This is a genomic window from Actinoallomurus sp. CA-150999 (assembly GCF_050942425.1).
Classification (GTDB): domain Bacteria; phylum Actinomycetota; class Actinomycetes; order Streptosporangiales; family Streptosporangiaceae; genus Actinoallomurus.
Genome location: NZ_CP192063.1, coordinates 8,187,973 through 8,212,257, shown reverse-complemented (window position 1 = coordinate 8,212,257; position 24,285 = coordinate 8,187,973). Strand labels below are relative to the sequence as shown.

Annotated in this window: 14 protein-coding genes; 7 read left to right on the top strand and 7 right to left on the bottom strand. The window is 69.0% G+C overall.

Going from position 1 to position 24,285, the window contains the following annotated elements; genetic code table 11:
• Positions 1–32: 32 nt before the first annotated feature.
• Positions 33–929, top strand: a complete 897-nt coding sequence (locus ACQP2O_RS37930) for a TauD/TfdA dioxygenase family protein (protein WP_433173762.1) — start codon at positions 33–35, stop codon at positions 927–929.
• Positions 930–1,110: 181 nt separating this feature from the next.
• Here the strand turns inward: ACQP2O_RS37930 and ACQP2O_RS37925 are convergent, their stop codons facing one another.
• Positions 1,111–2,319, bottom strand: a complete 1,209-nt coding sequence (locus tag ACQP2O_RS37925) for a phosphodiester glycosidase family protein (protein WP_433173760.1) — start codon at positions 2,317–2,319, stop codon at positions 1,111–1,113.
• A 118-nt stretch (positions 2,320–2,437) separates the two neighbouring features.
• The gene (locus ACQP2O_RS37920; RefSeq protein WP_433173758.1) at positions 2,438–2,920 is read right to left on the bottom strand and encodes a DUF6194 family protein; all 483 of its coding nucleotides are present in this window, start codon (positions 2,918–2,920) and stop codon (positions 2,438–2,440) included.
• Positions 2,921–3,284: 364 nt separating this feature from the next.
• On the opposite strand from ACQP2O_RS37920, the gene ACQP2O_RS37915 reads away from it, so the two are divergent.
• The 3 genes from ACQP2O_RS37915 to ACQP2O_RS37905 are packed head-to-tail and all read left to right on the top strand — an operon-like array spanning position 3,285 to position 12,102.
• Complete coding sequence (locus tag ACQP2O_RS37915; protein WP_433173756.1) at positions 3,285–6,770, top strand: hypothetical protein; 3,486 nt, start codon at positions 3,285–3,287, stop codon at positions 6,768–6,770.
• A 24-nt stretch (positions 6,771–6,794) separates the two neighbouring features.
• Entirely contained in the window at positions 6,795–10,739 is a 3,945-nt protein-coding gene (locus ACQP2O_RS37910; protein ID WP_433173754.1) for a hypothetical protein, read from the top strand.
• A 19-nt stretch (positions 10,740–10,758) separates the two neighbouring features.
• On the top strand, positions 10,759–12,102 hold the full coding sequence (locus tag ACQP2O_RS37905) for a hypothetical protein (RefSeq protein ID WP_433173752.1): 1,344 nt from the start codon (positions 10,759–10,761) through the stop codon (positions 12,100–12,102).
• Between the two features lie 49 nt (positions 12,103–12,151).
• Here the strand turns inward: ACQP2O_RS37905 and ACQP2O_RS37900 are convergent, their stop codons facing one another.
• Genes ACQP2O_RS37900 through ACQP2O_RS37890 form a run of 3 tightly spaced genes read right to left on the bottom strand, consistent with a single transcriptional unit; the run spans position 12,152 to position 18,292 of the window.
• Positions 12,152–13,378 carry an alginate lyase family protein gene (locus tag ACQP2O_RS37900; RefSeq protein ID WP_433173751.1) on the bottom strand — a complete coding sequence of 409 codons (1,227 nt, stop codon included), beginning with the start codon at positions 13,376–13,378 and terminating at the stop codon, positions 12,152–12,154.
• 34 nt (positions 13,379–13,412) lie between these two features.
• The gene (locus ACQP2O_RS37895) at positions 13,413–16,778 is read right to left on the bottom strand and encodes an alginate lyase family protein (protein ID WP_433173749.1); all 3,366 of its coding nucleotides are present in this window, start codon (positions 16,776–16,778) and stop codon (positions 13,413–13,415) included.
• Positions 16,775–18,292 (bottom strand): glycosyl hydrolase family 28 protein, encoded by a 1,518-nt coding sequence (locus ACQP2O_RS37890; RefSeq protein WP_433173747.1) that lies wholly within the window; start codon positions 18,290–18,292, stop codon positions 16,775–16,777. Before ACQP2O_RS37890 ends, ACQP2O_RS37895 begins: the two co-directional genes overlap by 4 nt.
• 323 nt (positions 18,293–18,615) lie before the next feature.
• On the opposite strand from ACQP2O_RS37890, the gene ACQP2O_RS37885 reads away from it, so the two are divergent.
• The 3 genes from ACQP2O_RS37885 to ACQP2O_RS37875 all read left to right on the top strand — a co-directional run bounded on the left by ACQP2O_RS37885 (position 18,616) and on the right by ACQP2O_RS37875 (position 22,411).
• Positions 18,616–19,623, top strand: coding sequence for a hydroxyacid dehydrogenase (locus ACQP2O_RS37885; RefSeq protein ID WP_433173745.1), 1,008 nt, complete (start codon positions 18,616–18,618; stop codon positions 19,621–19,623).
• A 65-nt stretch (positions 19,624–19,688) separates the two neighbouring features.
• Entirely contained in the window at positions 19,689–20,756 is a 1,068-nt protein-coding gene (locus ACQP2O_RS37880) for a LacI family DNA-binding transcriptional regulator (protein ID WP_433173743.1), read from the top strand.
• A gap of 71 nt (positions 20,757–20,827) precedes the next feature.
• The gene (locus tag ACQP2O_RS37875; protein WP_433173741.1) at positions 20,828–22,411 is read left to right on the top strand and encodes a glycoside hydrolase family 43 protein; all 1,584 of its coding nucleotides are present in this window, start codon (positions 20,828–20,830) and stop codon (positions 22,409–22,411) included.
• A 58-nt stretch (positions 22,412–22,469) separates the two neighbouring features.
• On the opposite strand, the gene ACQP2O_RS37870 is transcribed toward ACQP2O_RS37875, so the two are convergent.
• The gene (locus tag ACQP2O_RS37870) at positions 22,470–23,399 is read right to left on the bottom strand and encodes a carbohydrate ABC transporter permease (protein WP_433173739.1); all 930 of its coding nucleotides are present in this window, start codon (positions 23,397–23,399) and stop codon (positions 22,470–22,472) included.
• Positions 23,396–24,280 carry a carbohydrate ABC transporter permease gene (locus tag ACQP2O_RS37865; RefSeq protein ID WP_433173737.1) on the bottom strand — a complete coding sequence of 295 codons (885 nt, stop codon included), beginning with the start codon at positions 24,278–24,280 and terminating at the stop codon, positions 23,396–23,398. Before ACQP2O_RS37865 ends, ACQP2O_RS37870 begins: the two co-directional genes overlap by 4 nt.
• Positions 24,281–24,285: the final 5 nt, after the last annotated feature.

The following is a 24,285-nucleotide window of genomic DNA, read 5'->3' as shown; positions in this document are numbered from 1 at the left end:
TACCCCTGAGAACCCCTGAGAGAAGGAGACCCATGTCCACACTCGAGATCCGGAAGATCGGCGGGCGTATCGGCGCGGAGGTCGCCGGCGCCGACCTCGGTCACCTCGACACCGGCGCGTTCGAGGAGATCAACGCGGCGCTGCTCGAGCACAAGGCGCTCGTCTTTCGAGGCGCCGACCTCGACGACGAAGGCCAGATCCGCTTCGCCGCGCGGTTCGGCGACCTGACGACGGCCCACCCCACCGTCCCGTCCGTGGACGGAAGTCCCAATGTCCTTCCGGTCGACGGAGAGGAGGGCATCCGTTCCAACCACTGGCACACGGACGTGACGTTCGTGCGCACGCCGCCGAAGGTCAGCACGCTGCGCGCCCTGGTCATCCCGCCGTACGGAGGCAACACGCTGATCGCCAACGCGGCCGCGGCCTACCGGGACCTGCCCGCCGAGCTGCGGGAGTTCGCCGACCGGCTGTGGGCGGTGCACACCAACGACTACGACTACGCGGTTCCCCGTACGAATTCGGAGAAGGCCGCGAAGTACCGCGAGGTGTTCGTCTCCACTCGCTACCGGACGGGACATCCGGTCGTCCGCGTGCACCCCGAGACCGGCGAGCGCGGCCTGTTCGTCGGCGGCTTCGCGCAGCGGATCGTCGGCCTGAACGGCACGGAGTCACGGGACATCCTGCGGATCTTCCAGGAGTACGTCATCCGGCCGGAGAACATCCTGCGCGTCCAGTGGAACCCGGGTGACCTGGTGGTCTTCGACAACCGGATCACTCAGCACTACGCGCCGGACGACTTCGGGGACCAGCCCCGCAGACTGCATCGGGTCACCGTCGCGGGCGACGTGCCGGTCGGCGTCGACGGCGGGGAGAGCTACGTCATCGAGGGCGACGAGGCGCGTCACTACACGCCGGCCGTCGCCGCCTGATAGAGCGACGGGACCCGGAGTAGCGGGGCTCCGGGTCCCGTCTCCATCACGCGCCGACACGGGCGGGACGAGCTCAGGACGGCGCGTGGCCGGTAGGAATGGCGGTTCCGTACCGTCGACAGGGACGAGAAGCTCGGCGCCGCCGCGCCCGGCTCAGGCGGGCACGGCGGCGCCGTCCGCCTCAGGGGCGGGTGAAGATGCCGATGCCGTTGGCGACCGCCCGCTCCGACCCGTCGGACGGGGCGTTGCGCACGGTCACGTACGGCTCGCCCGGGGCGCGTACGGCGAAGGTCGAGGAACCGCCGCCGTCCATGTTCATCCCGTCGTCGGCACCCACCTGGGCGAGGAAGGCGGACAGCTCGGCGACGGTCATGCCGGCGCTGTTCGCGAGGCGGCCGTCGACGACGACGAGGTACAGCCGCCGGCCGTTCCGGCTCACTCCGGCGCCGGTGCGCGGCGCCCGGGTGACGGCGTCCAGACCCGTCAGGGGCGCCCTGTCGTGGAGGATCGGAAAGCCGCCGACCGCGAACCGCAGGTGACCGGGGCCCGCGAGGTCGTGGCGGACCCGTACCCGGTCGCCGGGGTGGAGACCGCGCAGGGCGTCGGCCCCTTCCTCCCGGCCGACCAGCACGGTGGTGTCCGCCGGGATCGGGCCCGCGCCGACCACGTCGCTCACCTGGGTCACGACGCCGCGCCGTACGGTCGCCTCGGCGGCGTCGAGGCTGCACGGATCGCTTCGCACGGCGTCGGTGCCGCAGACCGCGCGCGCCCGAGAGGTCGCGCCCCAGTCGGCGGTGAAGGCGCCGATCCCGCCGACCGGCAGGGCGTACTGGTTCAGCCCGCGCAGCGGGAGCCTGCCGTGCGGAGTGCGGATCGAGCCGGTCAGGCGCAGGCTCGTCACCCGGGCCTCGTGGTCCCGGCCGACCCCGAGCACGTCCTTGGTCGACGTGCCCGGGGGCAGCGCCGGGCCGAACCGTTGCCCGTCGGGGACCGCGCCCTTGAGGTCACGACCGTCGGCGATCTCCGGTCCGTCCGACGAGCCGGTCGGGACGATCCCCGGATGGGTCTCGCTGATGTTGAAGAAGTCCGCGTTGACCCCGGCCACCGCCCGCTGGGCGTTGGCCATGGCCGACACCTGCGCGCGCTGGGCGATCGCCGGGGGATGGAGCAGGCCGACCCGTACGTGCGGGTTGTGCAGGTCGACTTCGAGCAGGTCACCGACGACCAGGCCGCCCGCGCTGTTCGTCTGGAAGGTCCGGAACACCACTCCGGGTGCGATCTGCGTCTTACTCGTGTACTGCGGTTCGTCCTCGGCGGACGCGGTGGCCGTGCCCGCTCCGGAGCACGTCACCACCGCCGCCACGAACGCCGCGACCAATGACTTCCTCATCACCGGCAACGCCTTTCTCTGGGGTACCAGGGCTCATCGGTGATCATGACCTGGTGCCCATGGCGGCGATATGACGCGCGGGTGAGGAGAGCCCGTCCCCTGTACGGCGGGCGAGGGGCTACGAACGGTGGCGGTTGCGCCGGTCGAACCGTTCGGCGTCCAGGGCGTGTGCCTCTTTCAGGAGGGAGAGCGTCTGCTCGCCGGTCGCGGCGCCCGGGTTGAGGACGCAGACCCAGCCCTGAGCGGCGTAGACCGGGTGGGGGAGGAGCCGGTCGGTCGCCGTGTAGTCGAAGCCGTCGTGGTGGTCGGCGTGCGCCGCGGGCGGGTGGCCGATCAGCTCTTCGAACCGCTTACGGCCGACCGCCATGTTGACCCGGAACACGCCGTCGCGGTTCAGGTCGGATGCGGTGTCGAACCCGTCGTAGTCCTTGATCACGACCGTGGCGAAAGGCTGGCGGTCGGTGGGCACGTCGCCGGACGGGTCGTAGTAGAAGAAGGAATCCCCCCAGGCCGCCTCCGGCGCTCCGTTGTCCTCGCTCGCGGTCATACCGACGGTCCCCGGCAGGCCGGCAACGAACTCGACGATCTCGTCCTTCGTCACGATGTACGTCCCTTTCGAGTAAGAGGTCGATCAGATCCCTGCCTTCAAGTCTTCCATTGAAGTGCTATTTGGGACTTTTGCCGACAGACCGCCTGGACGCAACCGTCGAACCCTCAAGTAGCGGTCGTAGCCTCCGCGCGGCTCTCGGGTGGCGCGTCCCTACCGCGATCTTCAGTCAGACTCTGCGATCATGACTATCTGTAACCGTCGGCTGGCCGGATGTGGCAACAAATTCTGCTGAGTCTTGTCCGGATCGGAGTCAAGGGTTCAATCTGTGGCCTGACATACGGTTTTGACACACGGGGCCCGGGGGAGTCGTTTTCGATGGTTTTTTGGCATGCGTCCTCAGCGAGGAGGGCGGCCGATGTCTGAGCGGGCGAACTCCGGCCGATCTCCCTTGGAGCGTTCCGTCTCCAGGCGCACGGTATTGCTGTCGGCCGGCGGCGCGATCATGGTCGTCGGGCTCGGTTCGGGCGATGGTCCACGACTGCTTCCGCGGGCGCTGACGGCCGGGACGGCCGGCGCGCCAACGGCGACCCTGCACCTGGTCCGTCCGCAGGACATGCTCGTACTCGACTTCGACTTCTACAACCTGGCGCCGACGTTCGACACCGACCCGCCGCAGTTGCGCCGCGTGGACTCCTCGGTCCTCGCCTACGTCGTGGTCCGCTTCGAATCACAGCACGTGATGGAACAGACCATCCTGGAGGACTCGAGCAATCCGCACCCGACGCCTGGCACCGTACGCAGCAAAGGGGTCGGCCCCAGCCGGATCGCGTTCGTCGTGCCGGAGACGGTCAAGCTCCTTCCTTACACCGAGGAAGGCCTGCTGCAGTGGTGGCAGTGGATCATGCAGGTGCCCACCGGACTGCCCAACGGGTCGCCTCCCGATGCGTTGCACACCGACCTGCTGCTGGTCGACTGGCTGCACCTCACCCCCGGGTGGGAATCCCCCGAGCCGACGTCCACCTGGGCGCATTCCGCCACGCCCGTCACCCGCGGTGACCGGACGGAGCTATGGCACACACGGCTGTCGCCGCGCGGCCCGAAGGGGAGGCCACAGGAGTCGATCGGCGTCCCGGCGCCGGCCGACGTCGCCATTCCGAAGCTGCGCGCCGTATACCGCGACCAGCCGGTCGGGGACGAGGCCTCGGTCTACCGCGACCTGCTTCCGCCGCATTTCGTCGATCCGCCCACCCAGATCGTCCAGTTGGCCGGCAATCCGACGCTCGGGGCGTACAAGCGGATCAACGCCAACCTGCTCGCGCTCAGCGCGGTGGGCGCCACGCTGGACTTCGACGTCCAATGGATCCCGACGGTCGGGTTCGAGCTCAAGCGCTGGGAGCACCATTCCTGGCTGGGCCGCGACAACAAGGTCGTCGTCGAGGAGTACGGCTTCCTGTTCCCGTTCGGGCATCGGGCGGAGTTGATCTCCGAGACCAAGCGGGAGGTCGACGCGGCCACCGGGGTCGCCTACCTGAAGCAACGCCTGTTCATCCGGATCACCGAGCGCGTGAAGACCTATGCGGCGCCGTTCCAGAACTGGGGCGGGCGCGCGTTCCCGTTCACCGACGTCACCATCAAGAACACCACGCTTCCGGATCTGCCGGAGAAGCTCGACCCGCTCCTGGGCGGGCCGCCCGACGCGACGTCGCCGGCGTTCTGGATCCAGGACATCAACGCCCTCAAGCCCGGCGGCGGCCACTCCGACGTGGTCTTCGCCTTCGTGGCCACCGACGTGACCGGCCGGCGGATCGAGTTCACCTCGCCGATGGCGTTCGTGCCGGCGGATCCCGCCCGGAACACCGACGACCCCCTGTTCAAGAGCGTGCTCGGTAAGTTCGGCACCTACGCCGACATCGTCGGGCCGGAGGTGGACGCCCGGCGGGTGATCGACCTGCGCGGCCAGACCGTGGCCTACGCGAAGGAGGAGACGCGGGGGACGGCGAGCTTCCCGACGGTCCGCTGGTATTGGGGCGTCGAAGGACCACGGGGCACCGTGCTCCCTCCGCTTGAACCCGGCCGGCCCTCGGACGGCAAGGACCACGCCCACGTGGATTCGCCGGTGTTCTACCCGAGGCTGCTCGCCGCCGAGGCTCAGGTCCCGGCCGTCGACGCCATCATCGGCACGGGCGGCCCGGTGTTCCTCATGCCGGATCCGAAGTACCTGGAACATGACTTCGGGTTCAACAAGGCGCTGGTCGCCGCCGGAAACGACCCGCAGATCTTCGTGCGGGTGCAGGACTCGGTCGCCGCCCTCGACCGGTTGAGCCGGGGGGACCGGAGCGACGACAAGCCGGTCCGGCGTTCGGTCGAGAACAGCCTCAATGCCGGCGGCGTCGCCACCCCACACATGGAGATCGGCGGTCTTTCCAGGCTCACCGGCGTGGCCCTCGGGCTGCAGGACTCGATCGACACCGTCCAGGACAGCGGAAAGATAAAGTTCGATCAAGCCTTCCCGCCCAACATCAAGGACCTCGTCTCACAGGCGGGGTTGTTCGGTGAGATCGCCCTGGGCCTGCTCTTCGATGAAGGCAACATCAAGGACCATGGGCCCAAAATACATAAGGTCTTTGATTTTCCGAAGGACAAAGACGGCAAAATACATTACACCTATGCACCGATCGGCCAGACGATCACCATGACGTTCGAGGAGACGGTGACGGCCAAGCCGCCTCCTCCATTCAAGGTGATAACGGGCTTCAGTGGCGTTCTGACAAAGGTCTCGCTGGTCGTCACCAATCAGATCCTTTTCGATAACAAAGATGCCGACACGGTCGACAAGGCGATCGCCAAGGTCGACGCGAGCGTGACGGACTTCAAGGTCGATCTGACGCCCATCGTCGTCACGTTCAACAAGTTCGTCTTCTCCTATCAGCTCGGACCCGGCGCGAAATGCGATCCGGACATCAAATCCATCGAGCTCTCCGCGCCGCTGGATTTCCTGACCGGGCTGATGAAGCTCATCGGCCTGGCCCCCTCGGACTCGGATTCGGCCACGCGCGCCGGTGGGCGCCTCGCCGTCAGGAAGCGCGGTAAGCGCCTCGCCGCCACGAAGAAGTTCGGACTCGGCTTCAAAATCACCGATTTCGACACGACCAAGATCGGGGTCGGCGTCTCACTCAACTTCCCCGATCTCGCGCTGGGGCTCTTCACGCTCGAAGGAATCCACGTTGACGTCGGCGTGATCCTCCCCTTCTCGCCGCTCGCGCTGGGCGGGCCGGTGACGGGCACCGCGGCGGCGAAAGGCGGCCCGTTGCGGGCCTCGCTCGGTTTCGGGGCCCCCGCCGACAAATTCAAGGTCAGCGTCTACGGTCTCGGCGGCGGCGGGCACTTCCTCCTGGAGGCCAGCACGAGAAGGCTGGAGAAGCTCGAAGCGTCGATCGAGGTCATCGGCAATGTGTCCCTCGACCTCGTCGTCGCCGCCGGCCGGCTCCTCATCGAGCTCGGTGTCTTCTTCAGCTCGCAGGTCAAGGAGAGGGATCCGCATACGCCCGGCGCGGGCAGCTACACCGAGGTCCAGCTGGGCGGCTACATGCGGGCCACCGGCCGCCTGAGCGTCCTCGGCCTGATCAACATCACCGCGGAGCTCTACGCCGACATCGAGTACGTCAACGTGGACGGAGTCGGTTCCGTCTGGTTCCACGCGCACCTGACCGTCTCCATCGACATCACGTTCTGGCACGTGAGCGTGGGGATCGAATTCACCAAGGTCTTCGGCGGCGGCAGCTCGCCGAGCACCGTCGCCGCGCACGCGTCGGCCCGTGCCCTCACGGATCGCAGCCATACGTTCGGCGATCTGATGAGCAGGGACGACTGGGCTCTCTACTGCGCCTCATTCGCCGGCTGACGATGATCCGCGAGGAGTTGTGAAATGGCCGCGTCACAAATCGTGTGGACGCCTGTGCCGAACGGCTATTCCAGCGGAATGCTGCGGATATCCGTTCTCGTCGCCCCCCGCCTGTCGGGTGCCGCGACGCTGAGCGGTTTTGTCGACTGGCTGAGCTGGCCCCAGGTCAAGCCGGCGTACTCGGTGACCTTCCAGGGCGGCAAGAAGGCGCCCGCCACCATCGTGAGCGCTGCCCCTCGGCTGGATCTGTGGCAGCGGCTCTTCACCAAGGACACCCCGGTCACGGCGCGGCCCGTCCCGCTGGCCGCCACGGGTGTTCCGCCCATTCGTTCCTGGCCGAGCGTCGCGGCCCGGTCCATGGCCTATTCCGAGCACACCCTGACGATGGCGTTCAATCCGACGGCGCCGGCGACCGTCAACGACTACTTTCCGAGCGAGGGGCGCGAAATCGCCCGGAAGCACCTTGCCGAGAGCGAATCAGTCACCGATATCTACATGTCACCGCAACGGCGGCTGAAGGCCATCGAGGCGATCAACACGGAACTGGCCAAGGGCTTCTTCCTGGGAGGCGCGCTGCCGGGGTTCTCCGCGGCGGAGATCAACTTTCTCCTCGCCGAGCTGTTCCACAACAGGAAGGACAACACCAATCCCACACCGAAGACCCATTCCCTCGCCGCCCACATGAACATCATCCAGAGCCCTGGCGATCTGGACTTTCACACGGCGTTGAGCTCCTTCGCGCAGTACCCGATGCTGCAGCGCTCGCTCGGCCTGATCGTGGACCTCACCGTGGACCCGGCCGCGATCGGGATTCCCATCCCCAGCGACCCGGTCAACCTCACCCTGGAGGCCGACTGGCCGGGGTCCGCGTCGTACGACGCGATCTACCCCGTGGTGGCCGCGACGCTGACCAAGACCGCGTTCGCGGCGAAGACCTCGGGCACGACCACGAAGGACGGCTTCCTCGCGCTCAACACCGATCAGTACGGCGTCATCGAGGTCGAGGCCGACTCGGCCGCCGCCCTGCTGACGACGTTCAGCACGACCCTCAACACCCGCAACACGGCCCCGATATTCGGGCTCAAGAAAGCACACCAGGCGACGACCGCCGCCCGCCCTCAGGACAGCGGCGGGGAGCCCGCGCCAGTGCCGGCCCTGCGCAGCAGCGGCTTCTCCATCGTCCACTTCGGCCGTGCCCAGCAGCTCCACCAGACGTTGACGAAGACCACGACGCGGGCGGCGAACCTCACCGGGCTCGCCACGGACCCCTTCTCCGCCGAGGACCTCACCTACGGCGTTCGGGTCGACGTCTGGGACGACACGTCCAAGCGCTGGTACAGCCTGTGCCGCCGCAAGGGGACCTACGACGTCAACGGGCTGGCGATCACCGCCGAGGACGAGGGCATCGTCCACCTCGCGCACACCCAGCGGGTCGACGATCCGACGATCTACCTGCACGAGTCGGTGTTCAACTGGAGCGGCTACAGCCTGGTGACCAACCGTCCGGGAAGCACGCAGGAGACGATCAACGGGAAACAGGTGACGGTCGGCCCCGACAGTGACGCCACCGGTCCGGTGAAGCTCAAGACCTCCTTTCACGCGACCGGACTCCCCAAGCTGCGCTATGGCCGGAGCTACCGGTTCCGGGCGCGGACCGTGGACATCACCGGCAACGGCCGAGGACCGGAGGACCCGGCCGCGGACTCCGGTTCCCCCATGGTCACGTACCTGCGGTTCGAGGCGGTCACCGCGCCCGTGCTCCTGCCGACCGCTCCGCGCACCACGGGGGAGTCGGCACTGCTCATGGTGGTCAGGGGGAACTACAACGCTCCGGCCACGGGGGACTGCCAGCGCCACGTCGCCCAGCCGCGGATGAGCCAGCTGATGGCGGAGCACCACGGCCTGTACGACGTGCCGGCCTCGCCCCTCAACCCGGGCGGGATGGACGTCTCCGCCTACTCCGAGATCGCCGAACGCGACAGGAGATCGCTGAACTCCGGCGGCAGCGCCGATCCGGACGGCTGGGGCGACACCCACTACCACTCCGATCCGGTGCTCGCGGTCCCGTACATCACCGACGTGCTCGCTCGCGGCGTCGCCTTCCGCGGACTCCCCGGAACGGACCCCGATGAGATCTTCTCCGTCGACTTCGCGAATCTTCTCCCGCTGGGAGGGCCCAACGCTTTCCGGATCCGCCTGATCAACGGCACGGGAGAACCGAACTACGACCGGGTGTCCCGGGTCCTGACGGTTCGGCTCCCTCCCGGCGAGACCGTCGACGTGGCCTACTCCAGCCGGATGAACGACGCCGACGTGGACCTGCTGGGGGTCTGGAACTGGTTCGTGCGGAGCGGGCACACCCCCAGCGGGGGACGGACCGTTCAGGACCTCCGTAAGCTCGCCGCCCAGGGGCAGCTCTGGCAGCTGACCCCGCCGAAGACGCTGCGGCTCTCCCACGCCGTCATCCAGCCCATCGCACCGCCCACCTACGTCAAGCCGGTGGCGGTGCGTCAGCCGGGAGACACCACGGCACGGATCATCGACGTGCTGAAGTTCCACCGGGCGAGCACGCACCACGTGGACATCGAGGCGACGTGGACCGAGCCGCTCGACGACCCCGGCAATCCGGAGCCGACCCAGCGCAAGGGCAGCGCACACGTCGTGAAGCTCGTGGCGGCGGCGGACGACCCCGCAGGCGACCGGCTCTCCCTGGCCGACCGTCACGAGTTCCACGACACCATCCACCGCCAGGTCACCTTCGGCGCGACCGGATCGTCGCGCTACGTGGAGTTCTTCGTGAAGAAGGCCGAGGTCGCGCTGTCGGGGACCACACCGGTCACACTGGCCGAGGGCGGCATCGCGCCCGGAACCCTCACCGTCACCGACCTCCTCACCAACAAGGTCTTCAAGCAGGACTTCAGCTCGTCGAGCGAGGTGATGGGGGACTACGTCGTGAGCCACGCGGCCGGAACGCTGGCCCGGTCCGGCCAGGAATCGGCCATCGGCGACGGCGCCACGGTGGCGGTCGAATTCGTCGAGGGCTCGGTGACCAGGACGAACACCGAGGCGCAGCAGCCGGTCGTGGTGAACGTCCGATCCTCGGCGCGGCCGTCGGTCCCAGACATCGCCTATATCGTCCCCACCTTCGGCTGGGAGAAGACGGCCGACAGCACGAAGATCTCCAGCATCCGGCGCGGAAACGGACTGCGCGTATATCTCCGCCGCCCGTGGTATTCGTCGGGCGACGGCGAGATCCTGGGCGTCGTCCTGTTCGAGGGAAAGGGCGACCTGCCGGCGAAGCTCCGGCAGTACGTCACCTTGCGTGGGCAGGACCCGATATTCGCCTCCGCGCCGACGACGGTCGCCCCCGGCATGAGCGAGTTTCCGCTGGCACGCGGCGCGAAGCCGGGATATCGCCTGGCCGAGTCGGACCACCTCAAGGAGCTCACCGAAACGGTCGCCGTGGCACCGCACGCGGTCGCCTACGACAAGGACCGGCAGCTGTGGTACTGCGACATCACGATGACGCAGGACGATTCCTATGACCCGTTCGTTCGGCTCGCGCTGGCGCGTTTCCAGCCGAACTCCTTGAGCGGCCTCGAGATATCACCGGTCGTGCCGGCCCAGTTCGCCCAGCTCAATCCGGACCGCACCCTGTCGATGGTCTTCAACGCCTCTGACGCGACTCTCGTTCACGTCGCCGTCGCCGGCACGACCTACACGGCGGCCACGGACAAGAAGGCTCAGCTGAAGGTCCTGGTCCAGGTGGCAGACCCGAAGCCGGTCGGGGCCGTGGGCTGGAGAACGGACTCAGAGGTCGACCTCGCGCCCTCCGGCGGCCAGTGGGGCAGCGACATCAGGCTGCCCGCGAGCCGCGGCAGCCGGCGGATGCGGCTGGTGGTCGAGGAGCGTGAACGGCTGTCCGACCAGGGCACCCGGCTCGTCTACGCAGACGCCATCGAGATCTGACAGCGAAGGAACGAGAACGATGAGACGAAGCCTCTGGTTTCCGCGCCTGGCGGTCGTGGCCGTCCTTGGCTGTTCCAGCGCGGTCGCCGTACATTCCACGGCCGACGCCGCGGGCGGACGGCCCTCCGCGACGGCCGGCAGACCGCAGCCGAGGCAGGTGAAGTCCCGCGTTCTGCGTGCGTCGAAGGCACTGGCGCGGCGCGCCGGGTCCGCCCTCCCGGCCGGAGGGTTCGGGAACGGCGTGTTCCAGGTCTATGAGACCCCGTCGGGCAGCAGCGCCGGGGTCGGTCAGTTCACGGTCATGACCGGCGCGAACAACCCGTCGGGCGCGGGCCGCGACGTGCTGTTCGGCCAGGGAGCGCCCGGGACGAGCTACATGATCGTCCGCGACGTGACCGCGGGCGTGGACTACGTGCAGGGCCGGATGCTCACCCATGCGAACGAGGTCTCGCTCGACGACCGGGTGTCGTTCCAGCAGACCACGGGGACCACCAGGACGACCCACTGGCAGGCCGGAGGCTTCTTGCTGGCTCAGGACGTCTCGGTCACCGGCGACACCGTGGCGAACTCGCGCGTCACCGTCACAACGACGATCAACGATTTCAACACGCCTCGGCACAAGTACCAGATCCAGTATCTGTGGGACACCGCGATCGGCGCCGATGACGGACCCGTCATCCAACCGCGGACGGCGGGCGTGCCCTACGGGCCGTTCGACCCGACCGTCGGCGTGGAGCAGACCAGCACGACGGCGGGCGACACCGTCGTCGTCGACGGTCACGTGAACAGCGGGCCGCCGAGCCTGGCCGTCGCGCTGTCGGGCTCCGACAATCCCCAAGCAGCGCCCGATTCCGTGAAGTACCTGTGCTGGCCGGACGCGATCTTCGCCCCGCTCGGCGGATACGTCACCGACAACACCCGAGACATCAGCGACCCTCGGTCCGACTGCCTCAACCAGCAGGGAAACGCCGACTCGGCGGTCGAGTACCTCTGGTCGGCGGACGCGAACACGAGCCCCTCCGGGGAGGTCAAGGTCGCGGCCTCCCTCAGGATGAGCCCGCCGACTCCGTACGCCACGACGATGCGGGCGGGGGGCATCTCGCTCGGTTCGGCGACGGCGACGCTCACCGACACCGCGACCGGGAGGCCGATCGCGGGCCGGTCCGTGAAGTTCAGCGCCGGCGGCCGTACGGCCTGCGACGTGGTCACCGATGCCGACGGGAAGGCCACGTGCGGTGGCCTCCTCGGCGGGCTCCTCGGCTACGACGTCAGTTACGCCGGAGACGGCATCTGGGCCCCGTCCACAGCCCACGGCGGCCTCCTGCTGAGAGGCAGCCGGTCGTCGGGCGGGCTCGCTCGATGAACGGCGTCCGGCCGGCGAGGAGCCCGGGCCCCTCGCCGGCCGGAACCGCTCACTTGGCGTACATCAGGGTGCCGAAGCCGAGCTGGTCGTAGCCGCCGCTGTCGGAGCCGTAGTCGCCGCCTCCGCCTTCGGGGCGTCCGTTCCCGGCGATGGTGGCGATGTACGGGACGCTCAGATTGAGGCGGCGGGCGTAGTGGTAGTAGATCATGTCCCACACCGGCCGCACCTGCCCGCGCGAGGCGGAGGAGATCACGGTCTGCGACTGCTTTGAGCAGTTGGTGCCGCTGCCCCAGGTGTAGGTCGTGAACGGCACGCTGTTGCCGGTGTTGTACTTGGCGACGTACTGGGCGGCCTTCATGAACCGCCGGCCGTCGTAGCTGTACAGGTCGGTGCCCTGGTTCCAGGCCATCTCGCAGATGGCGCCCATCTGGCCCATGCCCATCATGGTGTGGCCCTGGTCCCGGCCCGACTCCTGCCACTGGCCGAGGTCGTACCCGTCCACGTTGGAGTAGAGGAAGGGCACGGCGTGGGCGATGGAGCCGTTGCCCGCGCCGTTCTTGAAGTAGTCGACGGCCTGGTCGAACTTTGCCGCGTTGTCGGTGAGGATGCCGATGGCGAGGACCGAGGCGACGTTGCACAGGTCCCAGTTGGCCCAGTAGTTGGTGATGCAGGCGTCGTTGTGCTTGGTGAGGAACTGGTTGTTGAGCGGGTAGAAGACGTCGACCATCATCTTCTGGAACCGGGCGAGGTCGAAGCCGCTGTAGCCGCGCATCAGCTCGGCCGCGTTGGCGAACTCCCAGCCGTAGATCCCGGCGGCGAGGAACCGGTCGGCGTCGCCGGTGACGGTCGTGAGCTTGGCGGACCAGGCGTTGAGGATGTCGCGGGCGCAGTCGCCGTTGGCGGTGGTTCCGGCGACGTTCCAGCGCAGCGCGTTCTGGTAGGCGGCGGCGATGTCGTTGTAGAGGATGCCGTAGTTCTGGCCGGTGCCACCGCGGATGATGGTGGCCTGCGGGTTGGCCTTCCAGGTGCTGGCGGAGTGCGGGTTGGCGACCAGCCGGTTCCAGCCCGACAGCCACGGGTCGTTTCCGGCTTTCACCCGCACCTTGGCGCGGTTGATGTCGCCCCAGTTGTGCAGCATGCCGGGGTGGGTGAAGGTGGCGGGCGCGGCGCTCGCCCTGCCGCCGATGAGCGCCGCCGCCGTGCCGGCCGCGGCGACGCCGCCGGCTGTGCGAAGCAGGTCGCGTCGGCTCATCCGGTGCGTGTTCCTGCCGTCCATCGTGGTGGAACTCCTTCCCTGCGGGGACTTTCGGTCAGGAGGTGGTCTGCGTGACGCTCACGTGGTCGAAGAGCGCCGTCGTCAGGGTGGCCGGATCGTGGGAGCACACCACGAGGCCGGCGTAATAGGGGGCGTCGCCGAAGGCGGGGATGGTGCCCTGGCCGATGGGGGTCCAGGTCAGGCCGTCGGAGGAGACGTCCGCGGTGAAGGTGGTGCCGGTCCGTGTCAGGCGCAGCCAGAGCGGAAGCCGGACCTCGGAGCCGCCCGCGAGCGTCGTGCCTCCGCCGGCGACGGTCTTGCGCAGCAGGAGCTGTGGCGTCCCGGCGGCGGCACCGCCCGTACTGGTCACGATGGCTCCGGCCGCCTGGTCGAACGGCGAGAGCGACTTGGCCATGAGCAGGCCCACGCGATCGGCCGTCACCGCGCCCGCGCGGGAGACGACGCGAGCGGTGAGCGTGTGATCGCCGGTGACGGGAACGCGGGCGAACTGCCCGGTCCAGCCTTGGCCGTTGACGTTGAGGTCGGGACCGGTGCCGCGCACGGTGAAGACGCCGCCGTCATGACTCGTGATCCCCGGAGCGTGAACGGCGGCGACACCAAAGGTGCCCGACTGCCGTTCGTCGAGGACGACATCGCCGACATCGCCGTACGACCAGGGTTCGGGCGGTGGCGTGCCGACCGTGAGGGCGAGGGGAGCGGAGACGGACGCCGTGGCGTTGGCCGCCGTCATCACGACCGCGAACGGACCCGTCTCGGCGGGCGTCCCGGAGATCAGACCGGTGCGCCGGTCCAGGCGTAGCCCCTCGGGCAGACCGCGGGCGGAGAAACGCACCGGGTCGGACGAGGCGCTGATCAGGTACCGGAACGGTTCACCCCGGTCGGCGAACGCGGCGGCCGGGCCGGTGATCACGGGTGCCGGCGGGGCCGGCATGACCGCGCTCGCCGGTGCCGAATGCGGCCCCCGGCCACCGGAGTTGGTCTTGGCGACGACGTAGCGGTACGTCCTTCCCGGCGTCCCGGTGGCGTCGACGTACCGGATGCGGGCGCCGAAGCCGACGGGTGCCACGCCGGTGGCGATCGGCTCGTAGGGGCCGTTCGCGCCGGTGGCGCGCAGAACCGTGTAGGTCGCGGCCAGATCCGGATCGCTCCAGGTCAGTTCGATCGCGCTGCGCCCGGCGTCGGCCCGCAGGCCGGTGGCCGTGCGCGCGGGCCGAGGCGTGGTCCAGCCGCCATCGGCGCGGGCGGTCACGGTGACGTTGTCGAACGCGGCCGTTCCGGTCTCGGCGTACGGTTCGTCGACGCCGAGGCAGGAGCACAGCACCAGGCCGGCGTGGACCTCGGGGCCGAGGTCGATCTCGGTGGAGCCCACCTCGGTCCACTCCGCGCCGTCCGGGGAGATCGACCCGACGAAGCGGTTCCGCCGGCGTTCCAGCCGCACCCAGAACGGCATGCGCATCCGGTAGCCGTCGCCCGCCGCCTCCACGTACGGCGCCGCCAGCGGTGTCGCGGAGTCCGGGAGCGTGCCGAGGTTCGAGAGCGGGAAGGCGGCCGCCGTCGTGATGGCCTGCTGCTGTGACGGCGGCACCGGCGTGCTGCCGGTGGCCGAGGTCGGGCCGCCGGACGAGGTCCGGGCGGCCCACACGCCGCTCCAGGTGCTGAGCGGAAGCCCTTGGATCAGCATCGAGGCGTGCGGCGCGTCGGCCGTCAGCGCGCCGCGCATCGTCACGCCCACCTTGGAGTACTGCGAGCTCAGCGGCCACACGACTCGTGCCGTGACGACGCCGTCGCCGCGCAGCGGAAGATGGACGAGGTGGAAGGCGTCGGCCGTACCGCCGATGTCCGCGCCACCAGCCTCCACGGTGAACCGCTCGCCGTCGAAGGCCGCGCCGCCCGGCGTCCGGACGTCACCGACGTCCCGGCCGGTCCACGGTTCCGGCAGCCCGGCGCAGGCGGCGATCACGGCCGAGCCGGCGCTGCGGCCGGAGGCGTTCGCCGCGGACACGGTGTAGTGGTACGTCCGGCCGCGGTGCGGTGGCCGGTCGGTGTACGACGTCGACCCGACCCCGTCGGCGATCCGCTCGTACGGTCCGTCCGGGCCGGTGGCCCGCAGCACGCTGTAGGTGTCCGCCCACGCGGTGGCGAGCCAGGAGATCGTGACGGTGCTCTCCGCGGGCACGGCGTGCAGCCCGGCGGGCGCGGCCGGTGGTCCGGCGGGCGGTGCCGGCGTGGTCGTGCCCGCGAACGTCAGGGTGCCCCAGCTCGGCAGGTCGTCGTTGCTCCCCTCCACCACGCGGGCGCCGCCGGAGCCGCGGAAGACCGCCTGTTCGGTGTACGGCGTGGGCAGCCCGCGGACACCGTGGTAGTGCGCGTAGGCCATCTCGTAGATCGGCGGGAGGTTGCCCCGCGAGATCGCCGAAACGGACTGCTTGATGTACTTGCCGGTCCGGTCCAGGTCCGGGACGAAGGGCACGTCGTGGCCGAGGTTGTAGCGCGCGGCGTACTCGACGTTCGCCAGGATCCGGTCGCCCAGGTACCCGTAGAGGTCGACGCCCTGGTTCCAGGCGACCTGGGCGACGTCGGCCAGCAGACCGACGGCCAGCTGCTCATGCCCTTGGTCGCGGCCGCTCTCCTGGCCCTGACCGTCGGCGGTGACGACGCGATGGGGCACGCTGCCGTTGCCCGCCCCGGCGGCGGCGAATCGCAGGGCGTCCTCGAACAGGGTGCGGTCCTCGCAGAAGACGCCGATGGCGATGATCGTCTGCATGGCCGTCAGGTCCCAGTTGCCGTTGGCGTAGAGCATGTAGCCCGACACCGACCGGTACCAGACCTCGAGGAAGGACTGCTCGCATCGGTCGATGTCCGCCGGCGCCCAGCCGTCGTAGCCGCCGTGCCGCAGCAGCTCCGCCGCGTTGACGAACTTGAAGCCCTGCAGGCCGGCGCCGAGCTGGCCGTCCGCTCCGGTGATGACCCGCAGCGACGCCGACCAGGCGTTCAGGATGTCGCGCGCCTTGTCCGCGTGGGCCCGCTCACCGGTGACGCACCACATCAGCGCGTTCTGGTAGGCCGCGGCGGAGTCGGCGACCGCCTGGTTCATGAAGTTCGTCGGGCCTCGGCCCCAGGATGTGATCTGTCCCGTGTTCTGCACGGTGTAGCCGGCGGACGAGCGGGGGTGCGCGGCCAGCGCCAGATAGCCGGAGTAGGCGGGGTCCTGGCGGGCCGCGACGGCCGCCTTCATGCGGTCCAGGTCGCCCTGCCGGTGCAGGATCCCCGGGTGCGCGAAGGCGAAATGCGGACCCGCGTCCGCGCGCGCCCGCTCCTGCGGGAACAGCGGGACCGTGGTGGCGAGCGCCAGGGACGACGCCGCGCCGAGGAACCCGCGGCGGCTCAGCGCGCGGGTCATCGGCCGGCCGCCTGGGCTTCGGCGGTGGTGATGAACTTCAGGCCCGTCACGTGCTCGTTGGCGTACATCGGCACGAAATCCGACGTCAGGTACCAGCTGGGCTTCTTCATGCTGTCGGCGATCACACTGCCGTTGACGACGAGGTTCTCGAAGGTGACGTCCTTGATGAGGCGTTGGTCGTCGTACCCGACCAGAACCGACGGGTTGGCGTGCGTGCCGGTGTAGCGGAGGTTCTTGACGTACACCGACTCGATGCCCCGCCCCGGCGAGGTGTTGTACTTCGCGTTGTACATGATCCGCATGTTGATCAGCTGGCCCTGGCGGAAGTCCTCGACCCGGATGTCCTCGCACCGCACGTTCTTGATGAGGTTGCTGTCCCCGGGGTTGAGCGCGATGCAGCCCTGGTAGAGCATCTGCGGCTCGCGGTGGTCGAGGATGTCGAGGTTGCTGAAGGTCAGGTCGGAGAGCGTTTCGGGGCTGTCGGAGTTGCCGTGCGTGCCGACGTTGATCGGGTGGGCGACGTCGGCCCAGAGAGTGGAGTTCTTGACGGTGATGTCGCTGCTGTCGCCGTAGTAGTTCCAGCGGTGGTTGTAGATGGCGACGCAGTCGTCGGCGTTGCGCATGAAGACGCCGTCGATCACGGCGTTGCGGCAGCTGAACAGGTCGATTCCGTCCCCGTTGCCCTTGACGCTGAACGCCCGCATGTTCCGGATCGTCAGCCCGGTTACCTGACCGGCGGTGACGGCGTAGCCGTTCGGGTCCAGCATGGTGACGCCGTCGATGGTGATGTCGGAGGAGTATTCGGCGGTCACGCCGCCTCCGGGTGCCGCCCAGATGACGCCGCGTCCGATCAGCCTGGCGTTCTGGACGTTCGAGAACACCACCCGCGACTTCAGCACGGCACCGCCGGCGAGGTAGACCGTCGAGCCGCTCGGGACGGTCACGGTGCCATCGGCCGTGGTGTGCACGCCGGGGCCGAAGTAGATGACGTTCGGGTCGTCGGGGTGGGGAACGTCGGTCTCGACGGTGTTCGTCAGCAGGTGGACGCAGTCGAAGATGTCGTCGTTGACCTGGATGACGACGTTGCGGGGCTCGGTCAGGGTGAACGTCAGCGTGTCGCCGTGCACCCTGGGCTCGATGCCGTAGGAGTCCGGCCGGATCCTGGCGCGGTGGATCCGGCCCTTGGTGTAGGTGACCGAGACCTCCACGGAGCCGGTGAAGTCGAAGTACGCCATGGAGGAGTTCTGCGTCTGGCCGGCGCCGGTGGTGGTGTTGATCAGGTTGAGCGTGGCCAGGTACACGCCCAGCCTCTGCCAGCGGCGCCGCGGTGTGCGGACCTTCACGATGAAGCCGTCGTTGACCGGCGCCCCGTTCGGAACGGGATAGGTGACCAGTGAGGCGTCCGCCTCGTCGTCGGCGGCTCGCGCGGTGCCCGGACTGCCGGCGAGATAGCTCGCCAGGGCCGCGGCACCCGCGGTCTGCAGGGCCGTACGACGGGACATGAAGGCGCTCATCAGATACCTCCGAGGAGACCCTTGGCGGGGGAGGGAAGGCGGGGGAGGGTAGCGAGCCTCTGTCGAGCAGGGAGGGGAGACTGACAGTAGAAAACGGTTACTGCGGAATGTACGACTAGCGAGGCGATGCCACAAGGGGTCGATGGCGGGGACGTTGCGCCGACGTTTCGCGAGGATTGCGCGATGCCTTCATTACCTGCCTGGACACGGCGTTATCGGCGCTCCGCCGGATTCGTTGATCGACCTGGGAGGAGTGGTTGACCGCTCGAATGGGCTACCCTACGATAGAAATCGTTTTCTATTTAGATCATGGGAGTTGGTCTATGGCCGACCGGCCGAAAGCGCTGTTCGCCATGCGCGCGCAGTATGTGTCCCAGCTCTTCCCGGCGCCTCTCATGAGCCGCCTCGAGAAGCTGGTGGAGATCGACACCTCACTCGTGGCTCAGCGGTTCGATCAGCCGGAGATCGCCCAGGCCCTCGCCGATACCGAGATCCTGATCACCGGATGGGGCTCGCCCCGGCTGGACGACGCCGTCCTCGCAGCCGCCCCGCAGCTGCGTGCCGTGCTGCATGCCGCCGGCAGTGTGCGCGACCTGGTCGGCGACGCCTGCTGGGAACGGGGTCTCCTCGTCTCCAGCGCGGCGCAGGCCAATGCCATGCCGGTGGCCGAATACACCGTGGCGTCGGTCCTGATGGCCGGCAAGGGAGTGTTCGACGCGCGAGAGCGCTACCGCGCCGACCCCGCTTACCGTCGTCCCGAAGACGACCTCGCCCTGGGCAACTACGGGCGCCGGGTCGGCCTGATCGGGGCGTCCCGGGTCGGCCGCCGCGTGCTCGAACTGCTTCGGCCGTACGACCTGACCCTGACACTCGCGGATCCCTACCTGGACGCCGCCGAGGCCGGTCGCCTCGGCGCGGAGCTCCTGCCGCTGGACGAACTGCTGCGCACCAGCACGATCATCAGCGTGCACGCGCCGGACATCCCGCAGACGCGCGGGCTGCTGGACCGACGTCGCCTGGCGCTGATCCCGGACGGCGGCGTGCTGATCAACACCGCACGGGGAGCCCTCATCGATCACGACGCGCTGATCGACGAGCTGGTCGACGGCCGGATCAGCGCGGTCCTCGACGTGACCGACCCCGAGCCGCCGCCCGCCGACTCGCCCCTGTTCCAGCTTTCCAACGTCTTCCTGACCCCGCACATCGCGGGCTCGATGGGCAACGAGCTGGAACGGCTGGGACGGAGCGCGGTCGAAGAGCTGGAACGGCTGACGGCCGGGCGGCCGCTCGGCCACCAGGTGAACAAGATCGATCTGGACCGCGTGGCATGACCGTCCGGGAGGCGGGGTGGAGCCAATAGCATGACCCTGGACAGGTCGACAGGCGGGGAGGATCGATGGCGAGACGCTCGGCCGCCGACGGCGCATCGGTCGAACGCCGCACGATCAAAGAGGTGGCCGCTCGCGCGGGGGTGTCCCCGGCGACCGTTTCCCGGGTCATCGGCGGCACCTACCCGGTCGCCGCGGCCACTCGCGCCCGCGTACGGCGGGCGATGCGTGAGCTCGACTATGTCGTCAACGCCAACGCCCGCGCGCTGGTCGCCGCCACGTCGAACACCGTTGCCTTCGTCGTCAACGACGTCACCGGGCCGTTCTTCGCGCACATCGCCCGCGGCGTGGAGGAGCAGGCCACCGCCGAAGGCAGGCTGTGCCTCGTCTGCACCACCCACGGCGACCCCGATCGCGAGCTCGCCTTGATCAACTTGATGCGAGAGCAGCGCGCGGAGGCGGTGATTCTGGTCGGCGGTGTCCCGGAGACACCGGAGTACCAGGACCGCATGGCCAAGCTCGCCGACGCCCTGGACGGGAGCGGTTCCCGCCTGGTCCTGTGCGGACGGCCGGCGCTGAACCAGGACGTCCCGCAGACCGTGGTCGAGTACGACAACGAGGGCGGCGCGTTCGCGATGACCAGCTACCTGCTGTCGTCCGGTCACGAACGCATCGCGCTGCTCGGGACGGTCGACGACCTGCCGACCTCGACCGGGCGCGTACACGGCTATGAGCGCGCACTGCGCGGCCGAGGCCTCTCCATGGACCCGAACCTGATGGTCAAGGGCCCCTTCGCCCGCGAGTTCGGATACCGGGCGACACGTGACCTCCTCGACCGGAAGGCCGAGTTCAGCGCCATCTTCGCCATGACCGACATGGTGGCCGCCGGCGTGCTGTTCGCGCTACGCGAGGCGGGAGTCCGCGTCCCGGACGACGTCTCCGTGGTCGGCTACGACGACATTCCCCTAGCCGAAGATCTCTATCCCGCGCTGACGACCGTGCATGTACCTCACGAGGAGCTCGGTCGCGCCGCGGTCCGGATGTCCCTCAACCGGAGCGAGCACGGCGGCGGTCAGTACCTGAAGATGGGGACCCACATCGTCATCCGGGACTCCGTCGGTCCCGCGCGGAGCTGACGACACTTTCACGGCACGACCCCGGCGACGACCCGTTCCATCGGCGGCCGGGACGTACGGAAGGATCACCGATGACCCCGGGGATACACAACCCGGTCCTGCCCGGCTTTCACCCGGACCCGAGCATCGTGCGCGTCGGCACGGAATACTTCCTCGCGACGTCCACCTTCGAGTGGTACCCGGGCGTCATGGTCCACCGCTCGCCCGACCTCGTCCGCTGGGAGCCGGTCGGCCACATCCTCGACAGGCCCGATCTGCTCGACCTGCGCGGCGTGGCGGATTCCGCCGGTATCTGGGCGCCGTCCCTTTCTTACCACGACGGCCGTTTCTGGCTGGTCTACAGCATCGTGCGGACCGTGGGCTCCCCGTTCAAGGACGTCGACAACCTCCTGATCACCGCGCCCGCGATCGACGGCCCGTGGTCGGAACCGATCTTCCTCAACTCCTCCGGCTTCGACCCGTCACTGTTCCATGACGACGACGGCCGCACATGGCTGGTGAACCAGCAGTGGGATCACCGCGAGGGCCACCCGTCCTTCGCGGGGATCGTCCTGCAGGAGTACGACCACGGCGAACGCGCCTTGGTCGGGGAGCCGGTCAACATCCTGCGGCAGGACGAGCTCATCGAGGGGCCCAACCTCTACCGCCGCGACGGCTGGTATCACCTGATGCTCGCCGAAGGCGGCACCGGCTGGAACCACGGCGTCCTGATGGCCCGTTCCCGCTCCCTGACCGGCCCGTACGAGATCGACCCCGGCGGCTCCCTGCTGACCACCCGCGATTCCCCCGGCTTCCCCCTGCAGAAGGCCGGGCACGGAGAGCTCGTGGCGACCCCCGACGGGGAGTGGTATCTCGCGCACCTGGCCTCCCGGCCCGTGGAGACTCCCGCCGGGCCGCGCTGCATCCTGGGGCGCGAGACCTGCCTGCAACGGGTCGAGTGGACGAGCGACGGCTGGCTGCGGCTCGCCGATGGCGGTAGCAGGCCGCGGCTGGAGGTGCCGGCACCGCGCTCGGCGTCCGCCGCGCCGCCGGCGGCGCGGCCGGTCCGCGACGACTTCGACTCGCCTGAGCTGGACCCGACGTGGAGCACGCTCCGGGTGCCCGCCGACGCCTCCTGGCTGAGCCTCACCGAACGCCCTGGCTGGCTGCGCCTGCGCGGCAGGCAGAGCCACCACTCGCTGTTCGACCAGAGCCTCGTCGCCACGCCCCTCACCGCCGTGCGCTGCGAGGCCCGGACCGTGCTGGACTTCCGTCCCTCGCACTTCTCCCAGCTGGCGGGCCTGATCTGCTGGTACGACACCAGCACGCATTACTACCTTCGGGTGACCCATGTCGAGGGGCGCGGACGCGTCCTCGGGATCGTCCTCACCGACGATGGGGTCTACCGCGAACTCCCCGATGACGACATAGGGATCGCCGACTGGCCGCTGGTGCACCTGCGCGCCCGTTTCGACCGCGCCGCACTGCGCTTCTCCGCCTCGCCGGACGGAAACGGCTGGTGGCCGGTGGGTCCGGTCCTCGACGCGAGCAGGCTCTCGGACGACTACGGCGAGCGGCTGCGCTTCACCGGCGCCCACGTGGGCGTGTGCGCCCAGGACCTCGGCGGCACCCGGATCCCCGCCGACTTCGACCTCTTCGAGCTGCGGCCCCTCTAGAACCTCGGGTCTCTCCGGGAGGCGGCCCGCCGGTCTCCGGAGCCGGCGGGCCGGGTGGTCACTTCAGGCTGCCCAACGTCACGCCGGAGCGCCAGTAGCGGCGCATCGCCACCATCATCACGGCCATGGGAACGATGGACAGCAGGCATCCGGTGAGGACCAGACTCGTGAGGTCGACGCCGGTTTCGGCGCGCTTGCCGGTCCAGTTGTACAGGCCCAGGGCGAGCGTCCAGTTGTTCTGGCTGCGCAGCACGGTCAGCGGCAGGAAGAAGCTGTTCCAGGTGTTCACGAAGGCGAGGAGGAACACCGTGGCGCCGCCGGTGGTCATCAGCCGCAGCACGATGCTGACGAAGATCCGTAGCTCTCCCGCACCGTCCAGGCGGGCGGCCTCGAGCAGCTCGTACGGGACCGCCGACTCGGTGTAGACCTTGGCGAGATAGACGCTGAACGGGTTGATCAGGCACGGGATCAGCATCGCCCAGGGCGTGTCCACCAGCCCCAGAGAAGAGAAGAACAGGTAGAGCGGAAGTGTGAGCAGCGCGGTGGGGACGAGGAACGAGCCCACGACGCAGGCGAAGACGACCTTGCGACCGGGAAAGTCGAACCGGGCCAGTCCGTACCCGGCGGCGAGCGCGACCAGCGTGCCGCCGAGGGAGCCGACCCCGGCGTACAGGAACGAGTTGGCGATCCAGCGCCAGAAGATGCCGTGGTCGTAGCCGAAGACCTGGCGGACGTTCTGCCACAGGTGCATGCCTGAGAACCACAGCCCGTTCGTCTGGTAGAGGCCCGCCTGATCCTTCGTGGCGGCGACCAGCAGCCAGTAGACCGGGAACAGGCTGTACACCGTGAACAGGACGAGCCCGAGCAGGACGAAACGGTGACCGGCGCGGCGGGCTGCCGGGCTCACGTTGTCGGGCCGGGTACGACGCCGGACCGCGGCGTGCGTGGACCGCGGCTCGGTTTTCCGGGTGTCGGACACCGCTGTCACGCGCCCTCCCGGGTGGTGAGCCGATAGAAGACGTACGACGCGGCGCCCAGCAGGACGGCCAGCAGCACCGACAGCGCGGCGGCGTAGTTGTAGTCGCCGGCGTTGAACGCCTGGTTGTAGATGACCATGATCGGGGTGAAGCTGTCGGTGACGGTCTGCGGGGTGACGTGCCGGAACAGCATCGGCTCGTTGAAGATCTGCAGCATGCCGATGATGGAGATCATGCCGGTGAGCACCAGGGCCCCGCGGACGTACGGCACCTTGATGCGCAGCGCGATCCGTAGCTCGGACGCTCCGTCGACGCGGGCGGCGTCGAACAACTCGCGCGGCACGCTCTGCAGCGCCGCGTAGATGATCAGCATGTTGTAGCCGATGCCGTGCCAGGTGAGCAGGTTGCCGATGGAGGGCCAGACCATGCTCGGGGCGAAGAAGTTCACCGACCAGCCGAAGACCTTGCCGGCCGCGGTGAGCGGGCCGACGTCCGGGCTGTAGAGGTTGACCCAGACGATCGCCGCCACCACGCCCGGAATCATGTACGGGACCAGCAGCGCGACCCGGAACCGATTGGCGACACGCCCGGCCAGGTGGTCGAGGAGCAGGGCGAGCAGCAGGCTGATGACGAGCATCGCGGGGATCTGCACGCAGGCGAAGAGGAAGACCCGCCACACCGCGCCGAGGAACGTCCAGTCGGACAGCCCGCGCTGGTAGTTGTGCAGGCCCGCGAACCGCGTCGTGCCGCCGCTCAGGCCCAGGCCGGACTGCCGGACGGTGAACAGGCTGCGTTCGACGGCGTAGCCGATCGGGATCACGTACAGGAAGACGAAGCCGAGCAGGAAGGGCGCCGTGAACCCGGCGCCCTTCCAACGCTGCGCGCGTATCATGCCGC

Coding starts and splice junctions, on each gene's coding strand:
- ACQP2O_RS37880 (WP_433173743.1), top strand. CDS start 19,689: ATGGCGAGACGCTCGGCCGCCGACGGCGCATCGGTCGAACGCCGCACG.
- ACQP2O_RS37930 (WP_433173762.1), top strand. CDS start 33: ATGTCCACACTCGAGATCCGGAAGATCGGCGGGCGTATCGGCGCGGAG.
- ACQP2O_RS37905 (WP_433173752.1), top strand. CDS start 10,759: ATGAGACGAAGCCTCTGGTTTCCGCGCCTGGCGGTCGTGGCCGTCCTT.
- ACQP2O_RS37915 (WP_433173756.1), top strand. CDS start 3,285: ATGTCTGAGCGGGCGAACTCCGGCCGATCTCCCTTGGAGCGTTCCGTC.
- ACQP2O_RS37900 (WP_433173751.1), bottom strand. CDS start 13,378: ATGGACGGCAGGAACACGCACCGGATGAGCCGACGCGACCTGCTTCGC.
- ACQP2O_RS37895 (WP_433173749.1), bottom strand. CDS start 16,778: ATGACCCGCGCGCTGAGCCGCCGCGGGTTCCTCGGCGCGGCGTCGTCC.
- ACQP2O_RS37910 (WP_433173754.1), top strand. CDS start 6,795: ATGGCCGCGTCACAAATCGTGTGGACGCCTGTGCCGAACGGCTATTCC.
- ACQP2O_RS37885 (WP_433173745.1), top strand. CDS start 18,616: ATGGCCGACCGGCCGAAAGCGCTGTTCGCCATGCGCGCGCAGTATGTG.
- ACQP2O_RS37875 (WP_433173741.1), top strand. CDS start 20,828: ATGACCCCGGGGATACACAACCCGGTCCTGCCCGGCTTTCACCCGGAC.
- ACQP2O_RS37925 (WP_433173760.1), bottom strand. CDS start 2,319: ATGAGGAAGTCATTGGTCGCGGCGTTCGTGGCGGCGGTGGTGACGTGC.
- ACQP2O_RS37865 (WP_433173737.1), bottom strand. CDS start 24,280: ATGATACGCGCGCAGCGTTGGAAGGGCGCCGGGTTCACGGCGCCCTTC.
- ACQP2O_RS37890 (WP_433173747.1), bottom strand. CDS start 18,292: ATGAGCGCCTTCATGTCCCGTCGTACGGCCCTGCAGACCGCGGGTGCC.